The organism is Nostoc sp. (assembly GCF_036917355.1).
GTDB lineage: Bacteria > Cyanobacteriota > Cyanobacteriia > Cyanobacteriales > Nostocaceae > Nostoc.
Window position 1 is genome coordinate 86,490 of record NZ_JBALDP010000064.1, and the last position, 19,079, is coordinate 105,568.

Genomic DNA, 19,079 nt, shown 5'->3' on the forward strand with positions numbered 1-19,079 from the left:
ATTCATTAAGATATGCCCTTTATTATTAAAAATCCCTAACCCGTTAACCTATGCCCCGACAGCTTCTTTCGCGGCGTATAATACCTCAGCGTTGATTTCTTTGAAACCGCGATCGCGCGCAAATTTTTCAGTATTACGCTTCACTTTGCCGCGAACAAATCCCGGAATCTTATTCAATTCTGCTTGACCATCTTTTGTCCAATTCAAATCAGAATCAGCAGAAATTCCCCTAGTAATAACTTCTTTGGTATCATGACCGCCAAAGATTTCTAACAGGTGATCTTCCATTCCCAAAGTGAAGGAATTGTAGATCAAATCTGTAATCTGATTCGTACCTTCGTAACCCATAAATGGTTTGTAACCAATCGGGAAGTTTTGGACGTGGATTGGTGCAGCAATTACGCCGCAGGGGATATCTAAGCGCTTACCAACATGGCGTTCCATTTGCGTGCCGAAAATGGCAGAGGGTTCAACACGAGCGATCGCATCTCCAATTGCACCATGATCTTCGGAAATTAGCACTTCATCGCAATATTCGCTAACCTGCTCGCGGAACCAATCTGCATCATATTTACAGTAGGTTCCAGCCCAAACAACATGAATCCCCATTTCTCGCGCCAGAATCTTGGTAATGGCGGCGGCGTGGGTGTTGTCACCAAAAACCACAGCTTTTTTGCCAGTCAAGTTTTGACAGTCAATCGAACGGGAGAACCAAGCAGCCTGAGATACATGCAAGGTTTGCTCATTGATGAAGTTTTCATAGTCAACTTCTGCACCTTGAGCGTTAATTACCTGCTGAATCTTGCGAATACAACGGGCAGTTTCCACTACACCCATTGGAGTAATGTCTATATAAGGTGTGCCAAATTGTTCTTCCAGGTAACGGGCTGTGGTCAAACCTAGTTCACGGTAAGGTACTAAGTTAAACCAGGCTTGGGACATCTTTTTCAAGTCATTCACCGAAGCACCTTCAGGAATTAAGGTATTTACCTCAATCCCTAAGTCAGCCATCAACCGTTTGAGTTCGGTGCAGTCGTGATTGTTGTGGAAACCAAGGGTGGTAGTACCGATAATGTTAACCGAGGGTTTCGCAGTTTTGCCCTGTGCCAATTCGCCGCGCTTCCGGGCTTTTTCAATGTAGTATTGAACGATTTGATCCAAAGTGCGATCGGCGGCTTGCAATTCGTTGTAGCGGTAGTGGTTCACATCCGCTAGCATTACGTCTCCTTTCGCTTCCAACTGCGCCCGTTCGACAAAGTTGTGCAAATCCTCTTGCAAAATGCTGGAGGTGCAGGTGGGAGTTAACACAATCAAATCTGGGTGTTCCTCGGCATCCTTGCGGACGATGTTATCTACCACCTTCTCTTGGGAGCCGCGTGCCAAAACGTTGCGATCGACGACACTGGTTGTCACCGGAGTAAAATCCCTCTCCCGGGATAGCATGGAGCGCATGACGTTAAAGTAGTCATCGCCTATAGGGGCGTGCATAATCGCATGAACATTTTTAAAAGAACTAGCGATTCGCAGAGTGCCGATGTGGGCTGGGCCAGCATACATCCAGTAAGCCAATTTCATGTTTGTGTCTCCCTTTTAAACAGAAATAACTAAGTAAGTGGGCGTAAAAAATATAAGATAGAGCTTACCAGCAACCCCTTCGGTGCGTAGTTTACTGCCGTAGGCATCGCCCAGCGTGTCCTTGGTAGAGAAGGGGAGAGGTTTGGAGAGAGGTATTATCTTTAATTCAGCCCATTTACTTATAAGTGCTTGATTATTAAGTCGTTTCTGATTTTCTCAAACCTGCTGGCTGAAAAAAAATAAGGTTTGTTGCGGGTTTTAGGGGAGGCTATATAGCTGAAACCTATTTGCTGCTTGGGATACAGCTATCATCTCAACAACATTGCTGGTGATTTTGTAAAAAAATCTTAATGTTCAAACAGAATTCAGGAGTCAGGAGTCAGAATTCAGAATGAATCCTGTACTCTCCCCGCTATCAGTGGCGAGTCTGAATCCCCACAAAGAGTGATTCTGATTCCTGAATTCTGAATTCTTCTTCAAGAATCTCTCATTCCCTAGTCAGTTGCGTTTTTACCTAATTCGCTAAGATGTACACAAGCTCATTTTCACAACAATTATGGTGAAAACACCCTCCCAGCTTTGGACAATTCCTCCTTTGGAAAATGGCGACAAACTCACCCGCTACGAATTTGAGCGTCGCTATAATGCCACCCCTAACCTAAAAAAAGCTGAATTAACCGAAGGGATTGTCTATATTATGCCTGCTGCTCTGCGTTTCCGAAGTCACGGTCAACCGCATGGTTGGATTTTGACATGGCTTGGTACTTACGAAGCTGCGACTTCTGGTGTAGCCTTGGGAGTTGAACCTACCGTCCGCTTAGACTTAGATAACGAACCTCAACCCGATGCTGTTCTGTTAATTGTACCGGAAGCAGGTGGTCAAACGCGGCTGAGTGAGGATGATTATATTGAAGGTGCGCCAGAGTTAGTTGTGGAAATTGCTGCTAGTAGTGCGGCTATCGATCTTCATGGCAAAAAACAGGCTTATCGTCGCAACGGTGTTAAAGAATATATTGTTTGGCAAGTTTTAGACCAAAAATTGACTTGGTTTTCTCTAGAACAGGGTGAATATTTGGAATTAGTAGCTGACAATGAAGGCATTTTACGAAGTCGGGTATTTCCAGGGTTGTGGTTAGCGGCGACGGAGTTATTAGCAGGTAATATGCAGGGTGTGTTGAAGATTTTACAAACTGGTTTGCAGTCTGCTGAACATGGGGATTTTATCAAGAAATTGGGTAGTGATTAACCCCTTCTAAATAGGGAAAGTATCTTATACAAATTATGTTTACACACCAAATTCTTCTGCTTTAGTATGTATAGTTAATTCAGCAGATATTTCAGGATTTTTGGCAACCATCATAGTAATTCGTGGCTTTCGTTGTTACATCTAGTGTAATAACAAGACTTCAGTCCTAATTTTGTTTGCGTAGCATCTCTTCAGAGAGGACTAAAGTCCTCACTACAAACTATGAAGATTTTGACGGTAATTATATTATTTGAATCATCCACTTTTTCAAGAGGAAAAATGCTGCTTCACCACATCTAAGCGTGAACAGTTCCAATAATCAATATGGGAAATAATCAAACCATCAGAGTTCAGACCTAATTCACTCCAACCAGGAATAGAGATCCGTGGCTTCCAGGGTAGAGGAGTATTCCAACTGAGTGTCCACTCAGTTTTTATTGTGTCTCCTAAACGTTGAATATTATGTAAGTCCATCTTGGGATTTAAAAACCAAGTTTGGATAAAATTAATCATTAATTTGTAACGTTTAACACCACGAAACTTATTCAGCGGGTCTTTAAAATAAACCTCTGGGGCATAAATGCTGTAAGTTTGATTGGCTGGGAATCTTTGATAGTCTTCTTTGAGGATTTCAATGATATTCATGATAGATAAATATATCTGTAAATTGGTTTAATATGAAAACTTAAAAATGTAAATTAACCCTCATTCCATAAACGTTCTAATTGACGCCGCCAAGCAGTTAGGACTTCTTCTCGCCCTTGTGAAGTTTGATTTATTTCGCCCATCATTCCTTCGGCGTAAAAGCGTTCTAAGCTTTGCATGGTAGCTTGCAGAGATTGTCCTTGCTGTTTTGCTGCCTGAATAATTTGCCGGATGCGGCTTTCAACTAGTTGATTAAAGACATTATCTAATCTAGCCTGATGGAGAGATAAAAGTCGGTTGATTGCATTGGATAAATCTGCACTTACTAAAGTTCCACTGTGATGTTGAAATACCCCCCAAATTACTCTTTCATATAAAGCGTAACGTACTTCTTGAGTGTCATCGAAGTTGGCTTCTAAGAACTGTTCTAAAAATGGTTGGGCTTCTTGGATGGGCAGAATAGGCAGTAAAACTCGCAGCCAAGTATTATCTTCGGAAAGCAGCACCAACAGCCGAAAATTAGGAGTGTCTACTTGCCACGATCCAGGGGCGATCGCAACAACAGCCGATGTGTCAAATAGTTCTGTTAGCGTACCCGCAATTTCTTCAGGTGTCATAACCTTATATTTATATGTAGCCTCTAGATTAGCGCAGAGGTGCATCAACTTATTAGACCTCTTGCAAAAATATGTTTTTGCACTCTTAGGGAAAAGGGTAAAGGTTAAAGGGAAAGGATTTTGAGTTTCTTTACCCTTTCCCCCTTACCCTTTCCCCCGACTTTTGCAAGAAGTCTATTCACTAGAATGCTTGCTTGTCCAGTCTGAAAACACAGTGGGGGCGCACAGCTAGGTGTACGCCCCCACAAATGAATGTATTCCACTGAATTGAAATATCTGATTTAAATAAGCGAATTGCTCAAAAATACGATACCGATCGCACACAAAGCGAAACCAGCAAGGCTGATTTTCCAGGGTAAAATTCGGTTTATTTCGCCCATACCCACCCCAACACCAATTTCTCTAGCACTCATGGCAACGGCAAACAGGGTTAAGGCAATACCTAGTATATAGGCAACTACTGATATTGTTCCTGCACTAACAATAGATTCAGCATTAGCGTAACCCTGAAATAAACCAGCACTGATGCCCACTAGAGCAAGCACCAGAAAGTTTAGTTGATTTGGCATCATCAGCATAGTACCAAAAACGATGGTAGAAATGGCGATCGCTATTTCTGTGCCTGGTAAATTTAGCTGGAATATATGAATTACAATGCCCAAAACTGTTGCCAAGACAAAACATCCAGCGATCGCAGCGCCACGAACAAACACAGATGAGAGTAAGCCAATAGCAACAATACCAACTAAGCAATTTAAACTAACTACTGGATCTGCCAATCCCCAAACAAAGGCTTCCCAGGCGTTAGAGATGTTATGGTCAACTGGTGTTCCACTCAATGAACTCAGTAAGCTAATTAAAATTAAAGCTGCGATCGCCCCAACATGGCGAGGCATTAACTTTGAGGTATAAAATTCTGGTGAAGCACGGAATTGCGATAATTTAGTTTTGAACATCACTATATGCCAAATTAGTTTTTTCGGTAATTTATACTACCCAGCTTTCAAAAAAAACTAACAGTTATGTAAAGCCGCAGTTATAGGAACAGCCCCGATCGTCAACTGTATTAATAATCACTAGCAATTTGAATTTAAGATGCGATCGTTGATTAGCGATCGTTTCAAATGACAACACAACTAAACTATAAAAATGAATCTAAAGTACGGTGAATTCGATATATTAGAGCGAGAACTAGAAGCTCTTCCACCGATTCATAGAGTGGCGTTTGCGGCAGCTTGTTGCGAGAGATTATATCCACACTATGATATTTACTTGCGAGCAGCTAGAGAAGATGATTGGGATGGAGAAGATTTATTTAGAGTAGCACTCGATGAAATCTGGGAATTTTTGGCAGGAAAAAAGATTGATGCGTCTAGATTTCGTAAACTGTATTCTGATTGCGACGAAAGCTACCCCGACTATGAAAACGTAGACACTCCAGAAGCACAGACAGCCGCAGGTGCAATTCTCAATACTTTAGAACTTTGTTTAGATCCAAGCGTACAACACACTATTTCAGTAGCAAAAGAAATAGACGAAACTCTTTTCATGTATATAGATTATTTATACCAGTCTGAAGACGAATATTCGGCAGACATTTCTCACAAAGAACTATTAGAAATAGTTGCCAACCATCCGTTTACAGTACGAGAAATGGCAAAACAAAGCGAAGACTTGCGGCGCTTGCGAGAAACTCCCACTTTAACTCCTGAGTTTTTACAGTGGCTGCGTACTTCTTCTGAAAATGGTGGTAAAAGTCTGCTAGATTTAAGTTGAGAAAACAATAGTGAAGGGTGTGACTAAAGAACCTCAAGAAAACGCAGCGTCAAATTTGGATGCTGTAAAAATTAAATGGTTTCGCCACCATCTCTCTATATGGGGAACGCAAAACTTACGCGATTTTCCTTGGCGGCAGACTTGCGATTCTTACGCAATTCTCGTTGCAGAAAATCTGCTGCAAAAAACAGACGCAGTTATGGTTGTTCCTATTTACAAAACATTTCTCTTGAGGTATCCTACCCTCGAAAACTTAGCCAAGGCAAGCATTGATGAATTGAGGGAATTGCTTGAGCCTTTGGGTCTTTTCTTCCGCGCTGAAAGATTACAAAAGTGCGCTCGCATCATCTTAGAGCAGTATGGAGGAAAAATCCCCGATTCAGAAAAGCAGTTGCTTGAATTACCTGGAATTGGTAAATATACAGTTCGTGCTATTTGTTCTCAAGCCTTCAGTCAACCGCTAGCCGTACTCGATACTAACGTAGCTCGCATCCTCGAACGCTTCTTTGGCTTGCAAGGGGAAAGAGTGAAATCGCGCTGTAAGATTCTTTGGGGTGCGGCAGAAATAATTGCTCCCAATAAAGAAGTTGGCAAGTGGAATCTAACCTTGCTAGACTTTGGAGCGATGGTTTGTAGAGCAAAAAATCCTCTTTGTAATGATTGCCCTCTTTCAGCAAAGTGCAATTATGTCCAAACGCAACGTAACTTAGAGAGTCTTAAGAAAACATAGCATCAAGTTTGCCATAACCCAACCTTATCAAGGCTTTTTTGAGTGTTTCTGTCGCTTAAACCAAGCTACGATTCTAAATTTATTTATGTGTAGCACTGTTTTTACTTTTTAATTTTCGTTAATTGATTATGACTCTCGAATACTGACTTCTGAATTATTTTTGACGATATACTCAACTAATTGTTGAATCATTTGGGCATCTGTTTCACTTAAACTTTCCAACTCAATTCTATTGCTTTGTTGTGGGGTACTAAAATCGCTACTATATATACGACGACTCAAGCCTACAGGACTATTCCCATAAAGTGTTGTATAAAATACACACGCTGCTACATACGAGCCAATCGGACTAGGGTGGCTTCGATCGGAATTGTAAAGGTTTAATTTTAGATTCGCTTCCTGAATTTTTTGCCAAGCTATTCCCACCGGTGCAACTTTAGCTTTCAGTTCTTGAGCAATGTTCATGTAAGCATCAGTCAATATCTGTTGCGTTTCTGGTTGATTTTGCTTTGCCCAAGTTAAGTAAAACACTGTTTGTGAATTCACTCGCTTAATCTCAGCATCAAACAGACTAGCATACTTATACATTTCCTGGGGATTGGTAATTGGTAAAGTACTTTGCTCTTGCAGTACTACATAATCCCAGCGTTTTGCTTTCAAAAGTCTGAGTGCTTGACCACGTTTCCAGTGGTTTTGAAGTGTAGCTCCACCAATCACAACCATTTCAGTTTCTAACTTTTTAGGTTCTTTTGCTGAAGCAGCTAACTGTTGTGTCAACCAAGGAAGATCGTTGAAATATGTATAACTATTGCCAATAAATAAAACTTTGATTGCCTGTTGTTCAGCTACGGGGAAAGAATTTCTCTGAAACTGCCTTGCTAGCATATTAAGCAAGACAATTATTAGAAAGAGGAATAAACATACATATACTATCTTGGTATTGCTCATCTTCCCTGAAATCTTTGCAGTATAACTTAATTCTTGGACAGGATTTTTTGGAAATAGTTCTGACTATTGATGAGTGGATGAAATTTTTTCCCAAGAGATTGCAAATTTTACCCAACCTAAAACTTCTCTTAACTGAATTTGTATAACCCCAGACTTGTAGTCTGTTCGCGTAGCGTGCGCCTTTGCGCAGGGCGTGCCAAAACGAGATACTCCCAGAGGGAAGATGGTTAAAGGCTCCCACTTTCACGACTTTTCAGTATATTGGCGCAGCCATAGACGAGATGAGTTCACCTACAGATGAGCAAATAGCACTAGACCTCTTGCAAAAATATATTTTTGCACTCTTAGGGTAAAGGGTAAAGGGTAAAGGGTAAAGGGAAAGGATTTTGAGTTTTTTTACCCTTTTCCCCCGCCCCTTATCCCCAGAGGGGGCCCCACCTTCCCCTTTTCCCGGACTTTTGCAAGAAGTCTACTGATTCGGCTAAGGCTCGAAGATAAGAAAATTAGTTACCCCGATAGATTTGAACAGGAAAAGCTGTTGAATTTGTGCAAAGCTAAGATGCTTGTTGAGCTAGTAAACAGCCCCGATCGCAATTTTTAGATAATTAAACCATAGTACCCGGTAGCACAGATGTGCTGCCCTACGAAGGATTGAAACAAAATCCCCCAATACTTTAGAGTTAATAATAAACTCAACTTCAAAGCGCGATCGCAATGACTGATAAAGAACTCAAACATCTAATTGAGAGTAATGCTAAAACAGTCCAAGCTATGTTAGATGAAATGGCGGAAGCACGTCAGGAACGCCAAGAACTCCGAGAAGGAATGCTCCAAATTCAGAATGCAGTCGCACAATTAACGAATATACAAGAGAGAATAACCAATTTACTAATTTCTATTGATGGCGATCGCCCCACAATTCTTAAAAAACTCTCAGCCCTGGAAACTAAGCTTGACCAGTTATTGCAGCAAAACCCAACGGATGAGTTAGGGTAAATACTCATAATAATGCCTAGACGTGTTGAAACAACATTTATTTTCCTTAAACAGTCGATAATGTAAATAAATGTAAAAAATTCTCAGGCAGGATAAAAGCATCTATGCGTGTAATTTTAATGACTGGTAAAGGCGGCGTGGGTAAAACTTCTGTCGCTGCTGCAACTGGACTCCGTTGCGCAGAACTAGGCTATCAGACGTTGGTTTTAAGTACAGATCCCGCCCACTCCCTCGCAGACAGTTTTGATATGGAATTGGGACACGCACCCCAAAAAATTCGTCCAAATCTCTGGGGTGCTGAACTAGATGCGTTGCAAGAACTGGAGGGAAACTGGGGTGCTGTGAAACGTTATATTACCCAAGTTTTACAGGCAAGGGGTTTAGATGGCATACAGGCGGAGGAATTGGCAATTTTACCAGGGATGGATGAGATTTTTGGCTTGGTAAGGATGAAACGCCATTACGATGAAGGTGAGTTTGATGTCTTAATTATCGACTCAGCGCCCACCGGCACAGCACTGCGTTTGCTGAGTTTACCTGAAGTCGGTGGCTGGTATATGCGCCGTTTTTACAAACCATTTCAAAATATCTCGGTGGCACTTCGACCTCTGGTTGAACCTTTGTTTAGACCAATTGCTGGTTTTTCGCTACCTGATAAAGAAGTAATGGATGCACCTTTTGAGTTTTACGAACAAATTGAAGCTCTGGAAAAAGTATTAACAGATAATACTCAAACCTCAGTGCGTCTAGTAACAAATCCCGAAAAAATGGTGATTAAAGAGTCTCTCCGTGCCCATGCTTATCTGAGTTTGTATAATGTTGCAACAGATTTAGTCGTGGCTAATCGGATTATTCCCCGCGAAGTCCAAGACCCATTTTTTCAACGTTGGAAAGAAAGTCAGGAGCAATATCGCCGAGAAATTCATGATGATTTTCACCCTCTGCCAGTGAAAGAAGTTCCCCTATTTTCTGAGGAAATGTGTGGATTGGCTTCATTAGAACGCCTGAAAGAAACTCTTTATAAAGATGAAGATCCAACCCAGGTTTATTACAAAGAAACAACTCTTAGAGTAGTGCAAGAGGAAAATCAATACAGCTTAGAACTTTACCTACCTGGTATACCTAAAGACCAAGTTCAACTCAGTAAAACTGGAGACGAATTAAACATCACTATTGGCAACCATCGTCGTAACTTAGTTTTACCACAAGCCTTGGCAGCACTACAACCAGGCGGAGCAAAGATGGAAAACGACTATCTAAAAATCCGCTTTGCTGACAACACAAAAGTTTAATTTTGTTGAACGTTACTCTGTCAACAAAAAGTTAAAACTAAAAAGCAAGAATTTTCTCTTGTAGCTAGTACAGACGCAATCTTTTTAGCGTCTGTTTTTATGATTTTTTAGTGAATTTTAATAAAAGCTAAAAAAATATTTTTATTAATGATTTGACCGTAGTTTTACTGAAGACAAAATGATTAAATAAATTTCACAATGTCTTTAGATTTAATTATGCCAGTTTTCAAATTATTAATTTATTTTGCTATAACAATGACCTCCAATCCCGAACAAGATTTGCCCTTATGTCGCGATGAAGAAAGTTTACTACGCCGCATTACAAACCGTATCCGACGAAGCTTAGAGTTAGAAGAAATTATCACAGTAACAACGGCAGAAGTGCGATCGCTATTAAAAACCGATCGAGTGATGATTTACAAATTTCATCCTGATGGTAGTGGTCAAGTGATTGCTGAATCGATTAATAAAAATTGTTTGCCCTCGCTACTGGGGTTAAATTTTCCCGACGATGACATCCCATCCTATGCCCGCGAACTATTTATCAAATCACGGGTGCGTTCTGTTGTGAACGTCGAGACTAAAGAGATTAGTCAAATTCACCTGCATGACTTGGATAATGGAGATATCTCAGAAGAGATCCATTACCGCCCTGTAGACCCCTGCCATATTGAATATTTGACGGCAATGGGCGTAAAATCCTCTGTAGTAGCGCCTATTCTCTATCAAGATCAACTTTGGGGACTGCTGGTTTCTCATAATTCCCAAGCGCGTTCAATTTCAGAATATGAGCTAGAAGCAATACAAATGGTAGTCGAGCAGCTGTCAATGGCGATCGCTCAAAGTACCCTTCACACTCAAGTTCGCAAAACAGCCGAACGAGAAGCGATCGTTAACCGCATTGCTACCCTCCTACATTCACTGCCGACGATTGTCTTACAGCCAGCCCTAGAAGCGGCTGTTGCTGCCTTTAATGGTGTTGGTGGCAGGCTGTGCATTAGAAATGAAGCTTTTGATTTCCACAATGGCAACGTCACCAGCTTAACAGAATGCTTAATACCAGGAAATACTTGTATCAAGCTTTATATCTGTGGAGAGCAACCTGTAATGCCAGAACAAACTATATATCCACTGATCGAGCAATATAGTATCTGGCAGGAACACTACAAATTTACTAACTACGACGTTTGGGCGATTTCAGATATATATAACACTCCTGGCTTGCGAAGTTTGCAAGTTGCTTTTCAACCAACTAAAATTCGCAGCATATTGATGATCCCACTCCAGTATCGTCAGCAGTTGTTGGGCTACTTAAGTATTTTCCGCAATGAAGTAGACATAGAAACTTTATGGGCGGGGCAGCATGACAGCGATCGAAGACAACTCTACCCGCGACGATCATTTGAGGTTTGGCGCGAATCTAAAACAGCACAAGCTCAACAATGGACAATTGAAGAGATTGAACTGGCTAGAAACCTCAGTAAACACTTTGCTTCCGCAGTTCAGCAGTATGAACTACACCAACAAGTCCAAGTCTTCAATGAAAATTTAGAAAAACAAGTTAGAAGACGCACCGTTGAGTTACAACGCACAGCTGAACAAGAACAAGCTGTGTTTAAAGTTATTGCCGAGATTAGAGAATCTTTGGACACAAATACGATTTTTCAAACCACAACTAAAGAAGTTTGTCAATTAGTCAAAGCCGATCGCGTTTCTGTTTATCGTTTCGATTCTAGTTGGGGTGGTGAATTTGTCGGGGATTTCGAGGCTGCTAGTCCATACTGGTCGAATGAGTCCGAATTAGGTATTAATACAATTTGGAATGACACCTACTTACAAGACACAGAAGGAGGACGTTACCGCCACAATGAAACATTTGCAGTCGATGACATCTACAAGATGGGGTTTACTCAGTGTCATGTCGACAATCTAGAGCAGTTTCAAATTCACGCTTTTGTGCTTGCGCCGATTTTTGTTGGGCAAAAACTTTGGGGTTTGTTGGCAACTTATCAACACACTGGCCCCCGGCAATGGAAAACTTCAGAAGTTAACTTTCTCAGTCAGATTGCCGCCCAAATGGGTGTAGCACTCCAGCAAGCTGATTTACTCTCTCAGACACAACAACAGACATTAGATTTGCAACAAGCAGCAGAACAACAACGGGTATTGTTTGAAGTTGTAGCGAAAGTTAGAGAATCTTTAGACTTAGATGCGATTTTTCAAACAACCACCCAAGAAATCTGTAAATCACTACAAGCAGATCGAGTTGCAGTCTACCGCTTCCAGGCTGATTGGAGTGGTGAATATATTGCCGAGTTTGTGGGTGATAATTGGTTAAAGCTAGTAAGTTCTGATACTAAGACAGCTTGGCAAGATAGCTATTTACAGGAAACCCAAGGTGGGCGATATCGTCACAACGAAACCTTTGCAGTCGATGATATCTATGCAGCTGGCCACTCTCAATGTCACGTTGCAGTTTTAGAGCAAATTCAAGCAAGAGCTTATGCGATCGCACCTATATTTATCGGGCAACAGCTATGGGGCTTGTTAGCAGCTTACCAGAATTCTGCACCGCGCCATTGGGAAGCTTCGGAAATTAAATTTATTACTCAAATTGCCAATCAACTTGGGGTTGCACTCCAACAAGCACAATTACATAATCAAACCAAAGAGCAGACGCAAAAGCTAGCTCAAGCTTTGCATGATTTACAGCAAACTCAAACCCAACTGATCCAAACCGAGAAAATGTCTTCATTAGGTCAATTGGTAGCTGGTGTGGCTCACGAAATTAATAACCCCGTGAACTTCATTTATGGCAATATCAATCATGTCAACGATTACACCCAAGATTTACTCAGTATCCTAGAACTTTATTTACACAATACCCCCAACCCTAGCTCTGAAATTCGCGATCGCGCACTCGATATCGACTTAGAATTTATCATTGAGGATTTGCCCAAAACTCTATCTTCCATGAAAATTGGGGTCGATCGCATCCGGCAGATTGTCTTAGGTTTACGGAATTTCTCTCGCCTTGACGAAGCAGAAAAAAAACCAGTTGATATTCATGAGGGCATTGATAGCACCTTGCTAATTTTGCAGCATCGCTTAAAAGCAAAACCAGAAAGTCCAGCGATTGAATTAGTTAAAGAATATACTAACCTTCCTTTAGTAGAGTGCTATGCCGGGCCGCTAAATCAGGTATTTATGAATGTTTTAAGCAATGCGATCGATGCTTTAGAAGATTACACACAATCTCAATCAAAATCTCATAGCAGTCAAATTACTATTCGTACTGCTCTTGGAGAACTTGAAGGCAATATCAAGAGCGTAGTAATTCGCATTGCAGACAATGGCCCAGGAATACCCGAAGCTATGAAGGCAAGAATTTGCGATCCATTTTTCACAACTAAGCCAGTGGGAAAAGGCACTGGCTTGGGGTTATCAATTAGTTATCAGATTATTGTAGATAAACATGGTGGCGTGTTGAAATGTGATTCTCAGCCGGGGTTAGGTACAGAATTTTGGATTGAAATTCCGATTAAACAAATTCGTCATTAGTCATTGGTCATTTGTACTGAGTGTATCCCTAAAGCGAAAGCTCCGCTAACGCGTAGCGTCTCGTAGAGAAGCCGTTGGTGCAGCCTCTCGTAGAGAAGTATTAGTCATTAGATATTAGACTTGAAGTCCGCTTGCGCGGATTTCGTTTTTTTTAGCTGCGACTTCATTTCAGTAGACGGAAAATTTTTGCGATGCCGCTTCTATGAGACCCTACGCGAACGGCCGGTGTAGCCATCGTCAATTCCTTGAGGTTTAATTTTAATTAAGTGCATTGGCGATCGCAGTACCAAGTTGATGCAATGTTTTCTCTCGCACAAAATCGGCGGCTGCCCGTGCCGACTCTGCCAAGTTTTTAGTCTGACGTATTTGGGTAAAAATTTGATTGCCTGTGCATTGGAAAATATCGCTCATTTCCGGAAAAACCTTTTATTCTTTTGAAGCAAATAAAGAGCAGTTGGACAGTTCATTTTTGAAGAGTCCTTAATGCTTAGGGATCGTTTATAAAGTAAATATTAAGTAGGATGTGTTACAGCTTTAGCCTAACGCTCTTTTATTACTCTCGTCAGATTAAATTTGAAACCCTATTTTGGCGTTAGTCCGCCTGGGCGGACTATACTTGTGTAGTCGCGATTTCTAATCGCTTGGGTTATTCTCCAGAGTCATAGAAGAGCGCTAATGCACCGCTATATCAATGGTATGTTAAGCGATCGTGTCATATTTTTCGTGACAAATCATATTGAAATATGCGCCTAACACAACGCCAGTTGTACTACAGATAGTGCAGCGTAAAGCTTTAGGTATGGCTTTGCTTAGAGCTAGTCATCTCCCTTGGCGCTAGCCTCTCCCTTTGGGAGAAAAGGAGAAGCTAAGAGCGAACGAGCGTTGGGAAACTCCGCAACGCACTGGCTCCCCTACAGTAATTTTATTTTTACTTTATAAATAGCCTCTTCTAGGTATGAAAAGCATCTGACTAGAAAAGACAGTTAAGATGTGTAATTTTGCAAACAGCTTACTCAAAGCAAATCAAACAATATTATTGATCGGGAACATTCTTCTTATGCAATTAAACAATTCTTCTTTTGCAGCTATATCTGATAATGAAAAGAATATAAGTCTAGCGGCTGTATTAAAGCATATACTTGTAATTTTAATCTCAATATATTTAGTCTGTATTCCGTTAGGAAAGGTAGGACAAAAACGATTTACGCCCGTAGATTTGGGAATTCTTGTGATATTGCTAATCGTGAATTCAGATATAAAATTTAAAGAAGTGGTTGAAAGAATTTCATCCGCAAAATTGACTCCTACTTCTGTTGAGGTAACTCTCAAAGAGAAAGTTGAACAACTTTCTGAAAAAATTGACGATCAAGCTAAAAAAATTGATGAATTAGATAAGGCAGATGCCGAAGCAAAAAGTTGTGTCGATCTTCAACTGAGTGAGACTAGTTATAAAAACGTCAATTTTAACCTCTCACAAGTACTAACTTCTCAGTTGCACAGGCATAGCTAAATAGGTCATTTTCAAACCACCCAATGGTGTAAAAATTACTGGAGTTAGGCTTTGATTCAGATGCATTTGAATTTCGGAAGATGGTAACTCTTTTAAGCCTTCCATCAAATATTTAATGTTAAAGGCAATCTCGATATTTTCACCAGAAATTTGTGCTGGCATCGACTCTCTACCACTGCCCACATCTTGAGCCTCACAAGACAAGGTAATTTCTTGGGCTTCGCTATCAATACTGAGCTTGACAATATTATTTTTTTGATCGGCTAACACAGCAATCCGTTCCAAAGTGCTGACAAATTGTCGCCGTTCAATTGTCACTTGTCGCTCAAATTGGCGCGGGATTAATTGTCGATAAGCAGGATATTGCCCTTCTAATGTGCGACTAGTCAAGCGTTGATTTTGCCATGCAAACACAACTTGACCTTGATCGAAATATAAAGCTACAGGTTCATCTGATGAGGCGCTATGAGCTAGCATTCTTTGGAGTTCGCGTAACGCTCTCGCTGGTACTGTCACTTCTAGTTGAGTAGTTCCGCCTAGAGGACGTTCGTTGCTAGTTTCTACGACTGCTAGGCGATGTCCGTCGGTAGCTGCAAATTCTAGGGTGTCTTGTTTAACTGTTAAATGCACACCAGTGAGTACTTGCTTGGTTTCATCAGCACTCGTAGCAAACAATGAACCGCGTAATCCTTCAATTAATGCGGTGGTGGTGAGATGGATTACTTCTGTATTTTCAATTATAGGTAGTTCGGGAAATTCTTCCGGCCCCATTGCTCGAACTTGGTAATGTCCACTCTTGGGTGTGAGTGTGACAATTAAACCTTCTCCACCAGATGTTGCACCTGTCAAGGCTGATTCATCGTCTAAAGTGATTTCGCCCTCTGGAAGACGAGAGGTGATGTCTACAAGTAATTTAGCAGGAAGTGCGATCGCACCACTTTGCCATACCTCTGCGTTAAAACTGGTACGGATTCCCAAACTAAGATCGAAAGCTGTTAAGCTTACTTGGTTAGTTTCAGCATCGGCTTGTAACAGCACATTAGCAAGTACTGGATGAGTTGGCCGTGAAGGTACTGCACGACTAACAAGTGAGAGGTTTGTACTGAGATCGCTTTGGGAGCAAACTAATTTCATAAGTCAGATGCAGCTAGTGAAAGATATCCTAACATCCTTATTCCTCACTTTTTCTCACTTGCATTCCCCCGAATGCACCCTTAGATATTTTTGCTGACCACAGTCAGATAAGTATTTTACTTCCTAAAACACACCTTTGTTAAATACCTACCCTTGAAAGGTTAGGGGATGAGGGCGTGAGGGATTTGCAAAACGCTTGTCCGATATAGTTTTCGGCTTAAGTTGACACTAATGAACATGTTGTGCCCCTACCCGTGTACTTCCTGCCTCAAAATGTAGAAAAAAACTTATGAGCGCAAGGCTTTGACTGGATCGATCTGGCTAGCCCGCACGGCGGGAAGCAAACTAGCTCCCACCCCCACCAGTAGCGCTGAACCCACTGCCAGCACTGCAATTCTGCTATCAAACTTATAGGGCAAGCTAAAGGTATCAGTAATTACAACAGTCAATCCATGCACTACTCCTAGAGCCGCTGTTCCTCCTATTAGACTTAAAAGCATCGCCTCTAGAATAAATTGCAGCATGATTTCGCGTTGGGTTGCACCTATGGCCCGTCTCAAACCTATTTCAGCAGTTCGTTCATTTACTGAGGCAATCATAATATTTGCAATTCCAACACCGCCAACTAACAGCGCGATCGCTCCTACTGCTGTTAGACCTTGAGAAGCCATCTCTAGAGTTTTCTGCTGCTGTATAATATCTGATACATTATTCCAAAATTTAAATTTGTAACCTGGAAATCTTTGTAACAATAACTCCTCTGCTTGGTGGCTTAACTCTTCGATATCTGCAAGTGCATAAGGGCGCATTTGGATGCTCCCAATATCGCGGCTACCAGTCGAAGCGTTGTAAATAGACATTGGCACATACAGTTGACCCGCCGGAGGTGCATTTTCACTTAGAATAGTTGCTACCACCCCGATGACGATATAGGGTCTGTCCCCAGCATAAATCAGCTGCCCCACAGGTTCTTGCTTTTGAAAAAGTTGTTCTGCCAGCAATTGATCGATTACGATTACCGGGCGGTAGTTGGCAAAATCTTCAGACGTGAAAAACCGTCCAGATACTAAGGATATCCCTGAAGTCAACAAAAAATCTTGGGAAACAGGTGACAAGGTTGGAGTAAATTCCTTGTCGCGAAATATAGTTGGTGTAGAACCAGCCCAATTAAAAGAACTGATCGCTTGCAAGCCCACCATTCGCTGTCGTAAGAATTCCATATCTTCCAACTTGAGTTGGGTAGCTTGACCACCAGAATCCCAATTTGGATAAACTGAAACTTGAGGTGCGCCTCGTTTTGCTAATTGTTGAGCGATCGCATCTCGGCTAATATTACCAACCTGAAGTGTAGCGCTGACAGCAGCCACACCCATAAATACCCCTAGAGTAGTCAGAGCAGAACGCAAGGGGTTTCTACCTAAAGAATGAAAGGTAATATTTAATAAGTCAAAAGCTGAAAGAGCCATAATAGTCGCTTTGCTCTAGCTTGGGGATTGGACGGAGGGGCAGGGGAGCGGAGGGGCAGAGGGGCAGGGGAGCAGAGGGGCAGAGGGGCAAGGGGGCGGAGGGGCAGCACTTCTCTACGAGACGCTGCACTTCGACTACGCTCAGTGACCAGGCGAATGGCTACGCTCAGTGACCGAAGGGCAGAGGGGAAAACTTACTGCAACTTATCCCCTGCTCCCCTGCTCCCCTGCTCCCCTGCCTCCTGCTCCCCTGCCTCCTGCTCCCCTGCCTTAACTGGCAGCCCTGGCTTGAGTTCTGACTCAACGGGCGGCAGTATAACTTGTTCGCCGGGATGTAAACCAGAGGTTACTTCTACATTCATTAACCCCTCCAATCCCAGATCAATGGTGCGTTTTTGGGCTTGATTTTGACTATCCAGAACCCATACAAAGGGGCGTGGCTGCGATCGCACAATTGCCTCTGTCTTCAAAACTACTACGTTCTGCCGTTGCTGCAACACAACCTCGACATTTACCCTGCTACCAGGGAGCAGTGTGCGAGTCGGGCTATCAAGCTCAACGGTTGCGGGTACTGTTGGTTGCTCTGATTGTTTTGAACTGCTACCATCTTGTTTTTGGGCTTCAGGACTGAGTGCTTGAGGATACAAGCTTTGCACGCGTCCAGAAAATCTCTTTGCATTCGGCCCGATCGCATTAATGCGGGCCAGTTGGTTGACGCGAACTTGAGCAGCGTTGAGGGTAGAAAGCTGGAGTTTCACTAAGACTTTTCTCGGATCGCCTAAAGTGAGCAGATTGGTACGCAACTCGACCCCATCACCGTTTTCTACATTCACACCCAAGACTACGCCATTCAATGGTGCAGTTACAATATTATCCTGGAGTTGCTGCTGAATAAGTTGGCGCTCCAATTGCAAAGTCTGAATTTTCAGGGCGGTTGTACGTGCCTCTGCTTGATTATCTCGCAGGCTAGCGCGAGCAACGCGTACAGTATCTTCCTGCGTTTTGGCTTGTTCTTGGGCAATAGCTCCCTCTCGCACCAAGGGAGCAAGCCTCTGGAGTTGTTTTTCTTCGGCTGTTAGTCGTTCTTGGGCTTCAATAATTTTCTCGCGACTACGTGCTAGGTTGAGTTGCTCTTGTTGAATTTGTAACTGCTGATTGGTAAGAGCAACTTTTCGTTCAGGGTAGCGCAGGGTCAGCAGCACTTGACCAAGTTTTACTCTCTCACCAGGTTTTACCATGACTTGTTCTACTGCACCCTGTTTTGGGGACTTCAAGATTCGCTGTTCCCGTAACTCAACAGTACCGCTCTCATTGATTGTGGTTTCAACATTACCTCGCTCCACAGTTAACAAGCGTACTGCTACTGGTTCAGGAGGTTGATTCAGAGCTAAGAAGTAGGTTAGCCAACCGCCAGCACCGGCTAAAGCCAAAACTCCTGACCAGGCTAGCCATCGACTTGGGATATTAAATTTATCTTTTTCATATTTCCAGTTCATGACAACTCGATCCAGTGAGTTTGTAGTTAATTACAAGCGATGCTACGACGGGCTACACCTACGCAATTAAGTAGGGACGCAAGGCCT

General features: G+C 42.2%; 16 protein-coding genes. 7 read left to right on the forward strand and 9 right to left on the reverse strand.

The annotated features are described in order from the left end of the window. Window positions 1-48: 48 nt before the first annotated feature. A complete protein-coding gene (bchB, locus tag V7K53_RS20210; RefSeq protein WP_323233966.1) occupies window positions 49-1,575 on the reverse strand; it encodes a ferredoxin:protochlorophyllide reductase (ATP-dependent) subunit B in 1,527 nt (508 codons plus the stop codon). A gap of 556 nt (window positions 1,576-2,131) precedes the next feature. Between bchB and V7K53_RS20215 the strand changes: the two genes are divergently transcribed. After that, on the forward strand, window positions 2,132-2,821 hold the full coding sequence (locus V7K53_RS20215) for a Uma2 family endonuclease (RefSeq protein ID WP_335199268.1): 690 nt from the start codon (window positions 2,132-2,134) through the stop codon (window positions 2,819-2,821). Between the two features lie 267 nt (window positions 2,822-3,088). On the opposite strand, the gene V7K53_RS20220 is transcribed toward V7K53_RS20215, so the two are convergent. The 3 genes from V7K53_RS20220 to V7K53_RS20230 form a co-directional block, all read right to left on the reverse strand. Then, entirely contained in the window at window positions 3,089-3,466 is a 378-nt protein-coding gene (locus V7K53_RS20220; protein ID WP_335199269.1) for a DUF2358 domain-containing protein, read from the reverse strand. A 53-nt stretch (window positions 3,467-3,519) separates the two neighbouring features. Beyond that, complete coding sequence (locus V7K53_RS20225; protein WP_335199270.1) at window positions 3,520-4,083, reverse strand: hypothetical protein; 564 nt, start codon at window positions 4,081-4,083, stop codon at window positions 3,520-3,522. 281 nt (window positions 4,084-4,364) lie between these two features. After that, window positions 4,365-5,039 carry a HupE/UreJ family protein gene (locus V7K53_RS20230; RefSeq protein WP_335199272.1) on the reverse strand — a complete coding sequence of 225 codons (675 nt, stop codon included), beginning with the start codon at window positions 5,037-5,039 and terminating at the stop codon, window positions 4,365-4,367. Window positions 5,040-5,232: 193 nt separating this feature from the next. Here V7K53_RS20230 and V7K53_RS20235 point away from each other — a divergent pair, with 193 nt between their 5' ends. Then, window positions 5,233-5,859, forward strand: a complete 627-nt coding sequence (locus V7K53_RS20235; RefSeq protein WP_335199273.1) for a DUF416 family protein — start codon at window positions 5,233-5,235, stop codon at window positions 5,857-5,859. A 19-nt stretch (window positions 5,860-5,878) separates the two neighbouring features. Beyond that, window positions 5,879-6,589: an A/G-specific adenine glycosylase gene (locus tag V7K53_RS20240; RefSeq protein ID WP_335199274.1), complete on the forward strand. Its 711-nt coding sequence runs from the start codon at window positions 5,879-5,881 to the stop codon at window positions 6,587-6,589. Between the two features lie 126 nt (window positions 6,590-6,715). Here the strand turns inward: V7K53_RS20240 and V7K53_RS20245 are convergent, their stop codons facing one another. Beyond that, entirely contained in the window at window positions 6,716-7,474 is a 759-nt protein-coding gene (locus V7K53_RS20245; protein ID WP_335199501.1) for an SGNH/GDSL hydrolase family protein, read from the reverse strand. Between the two features lie 777 nt (window positions 7,475-8,251). On the opposite strand from V7K53_RS20245, the gene V7K53_RS20250 reads away from it, so the two are divergent. The 3 genes from V7K53_RS20250 to V7K53_RS20260 all read left to right on the forward strand — a co-directional run bounded on the left by V7K53_RS20250 (window position 8,252) and on the right by V7K53_RS20260 (window position 13,386). Next, window positions 8,252-8,533, forward strand: a complete 282-nt coding sequence (locus V7K53_RS20250; RefSeq protein ID WP_094350381.1) for a hypothetical protein — start codon at window positions 8,252-8,254, stop codon at window positions 8,531-8,533. A gap of 104 nt (window positions 8,534-8,637) precedes the next feature. Continuing rightward, complete coding sequence (locus V7K53_RS20255; protein WP_335199275.1) at window positions 8,638-9,825, forward strand: TRC40/GET3/ArsA family transport-energizing ATPase; 1,188 nt, start codon at window positions 8,638-8,640, stop codon at window positions 9,823-9,825. 255 nt (window positions 9,826-10,080) lie between these two features. Next, window positions 10,081-13,386, forward strand: a complete 3,306-nt coding sequence (locus V7K53_RS20260; protein WP_335199276.1) for a GAF domain-containing protein — start codon at window positions 10,081-10,083, stop codon at window positions 13,384-13,386. A gap of 258 nt (window positions 13,387-13,644) precedes the next feature. Here the strand turns inward: V7K53_RS20260 and V7K53_RS20265 are convergent, their stop codons facing one another. Further along, window positions 13,645-13,797, reverse strand: a complete 153-nt coding sequence (locus V7K53_RS20265) for a hypothetical protein (protein ID WP_335199277.1) — start codon at window positions 13,795-13,797, stop codon at window positions 13,645-13,647. 646 nt (window positions 13,798-14,443) lie between these two features. On the opposite strand from V7K53_RS20265, the gene V7K53_RS20270 reads away from it, so the two are divergent. Then, window positions 14,444-14,896 (forward strand): hypothetical protein, encoded by a 453-nt coding sequence (locus V7K53_RS20270; protein WP_335199278.1) that lies wholly within the window; start codon window positions 14,444-14,446, stop codon window positions 14,894-14,896. Here the strand turns inward: V7K53_RS20270 and dnaN are convergent. From dnaN to V7K53_RS20285, 3 genes are all read right to left on the reverse strand, one after another. After that, window positions 14,867-16,030, reverse strand: coding sequence for a DNA polymerase III subunit beta (gene dnaN / locus V7K53_RS20275; protein WP_335199279.1), 1,164 nt, complete (start codon window positions 16,028-16,030; stop codon window positions 14,867-14,869). The genes V7K53_RS20270 and dnaN overlap by 30 nt on opposite strands. A 287-nt stretch (window positions 16,031-16,317) precedes the next feature. Further along, window positions 16,318-17,496, reverse strand: coding sequence for an ABC transporter permease (locus V7K53_RS20280; protein ID WP_335199280.1), 1,179 nt, complete (start codon window positions 17,494-17,496; stop codon window positions 16,318-16,320). Between the two features lie 194 nt (window positions 17,497-17,690). Next, window positions 17,691-18,992, reverse strand: a complete 1,302-nt coding sequence (locus tag V7K53_RS20285; protein ID WP_335199281.1) for an efflux RND transporter periplasmic adaptor subunit — start codon at window positions 18,990-18,992, stop codon at window positions 17,691-17,693. Window positions 18,993-19,079 lie beyond the last annotated feature (87 nt).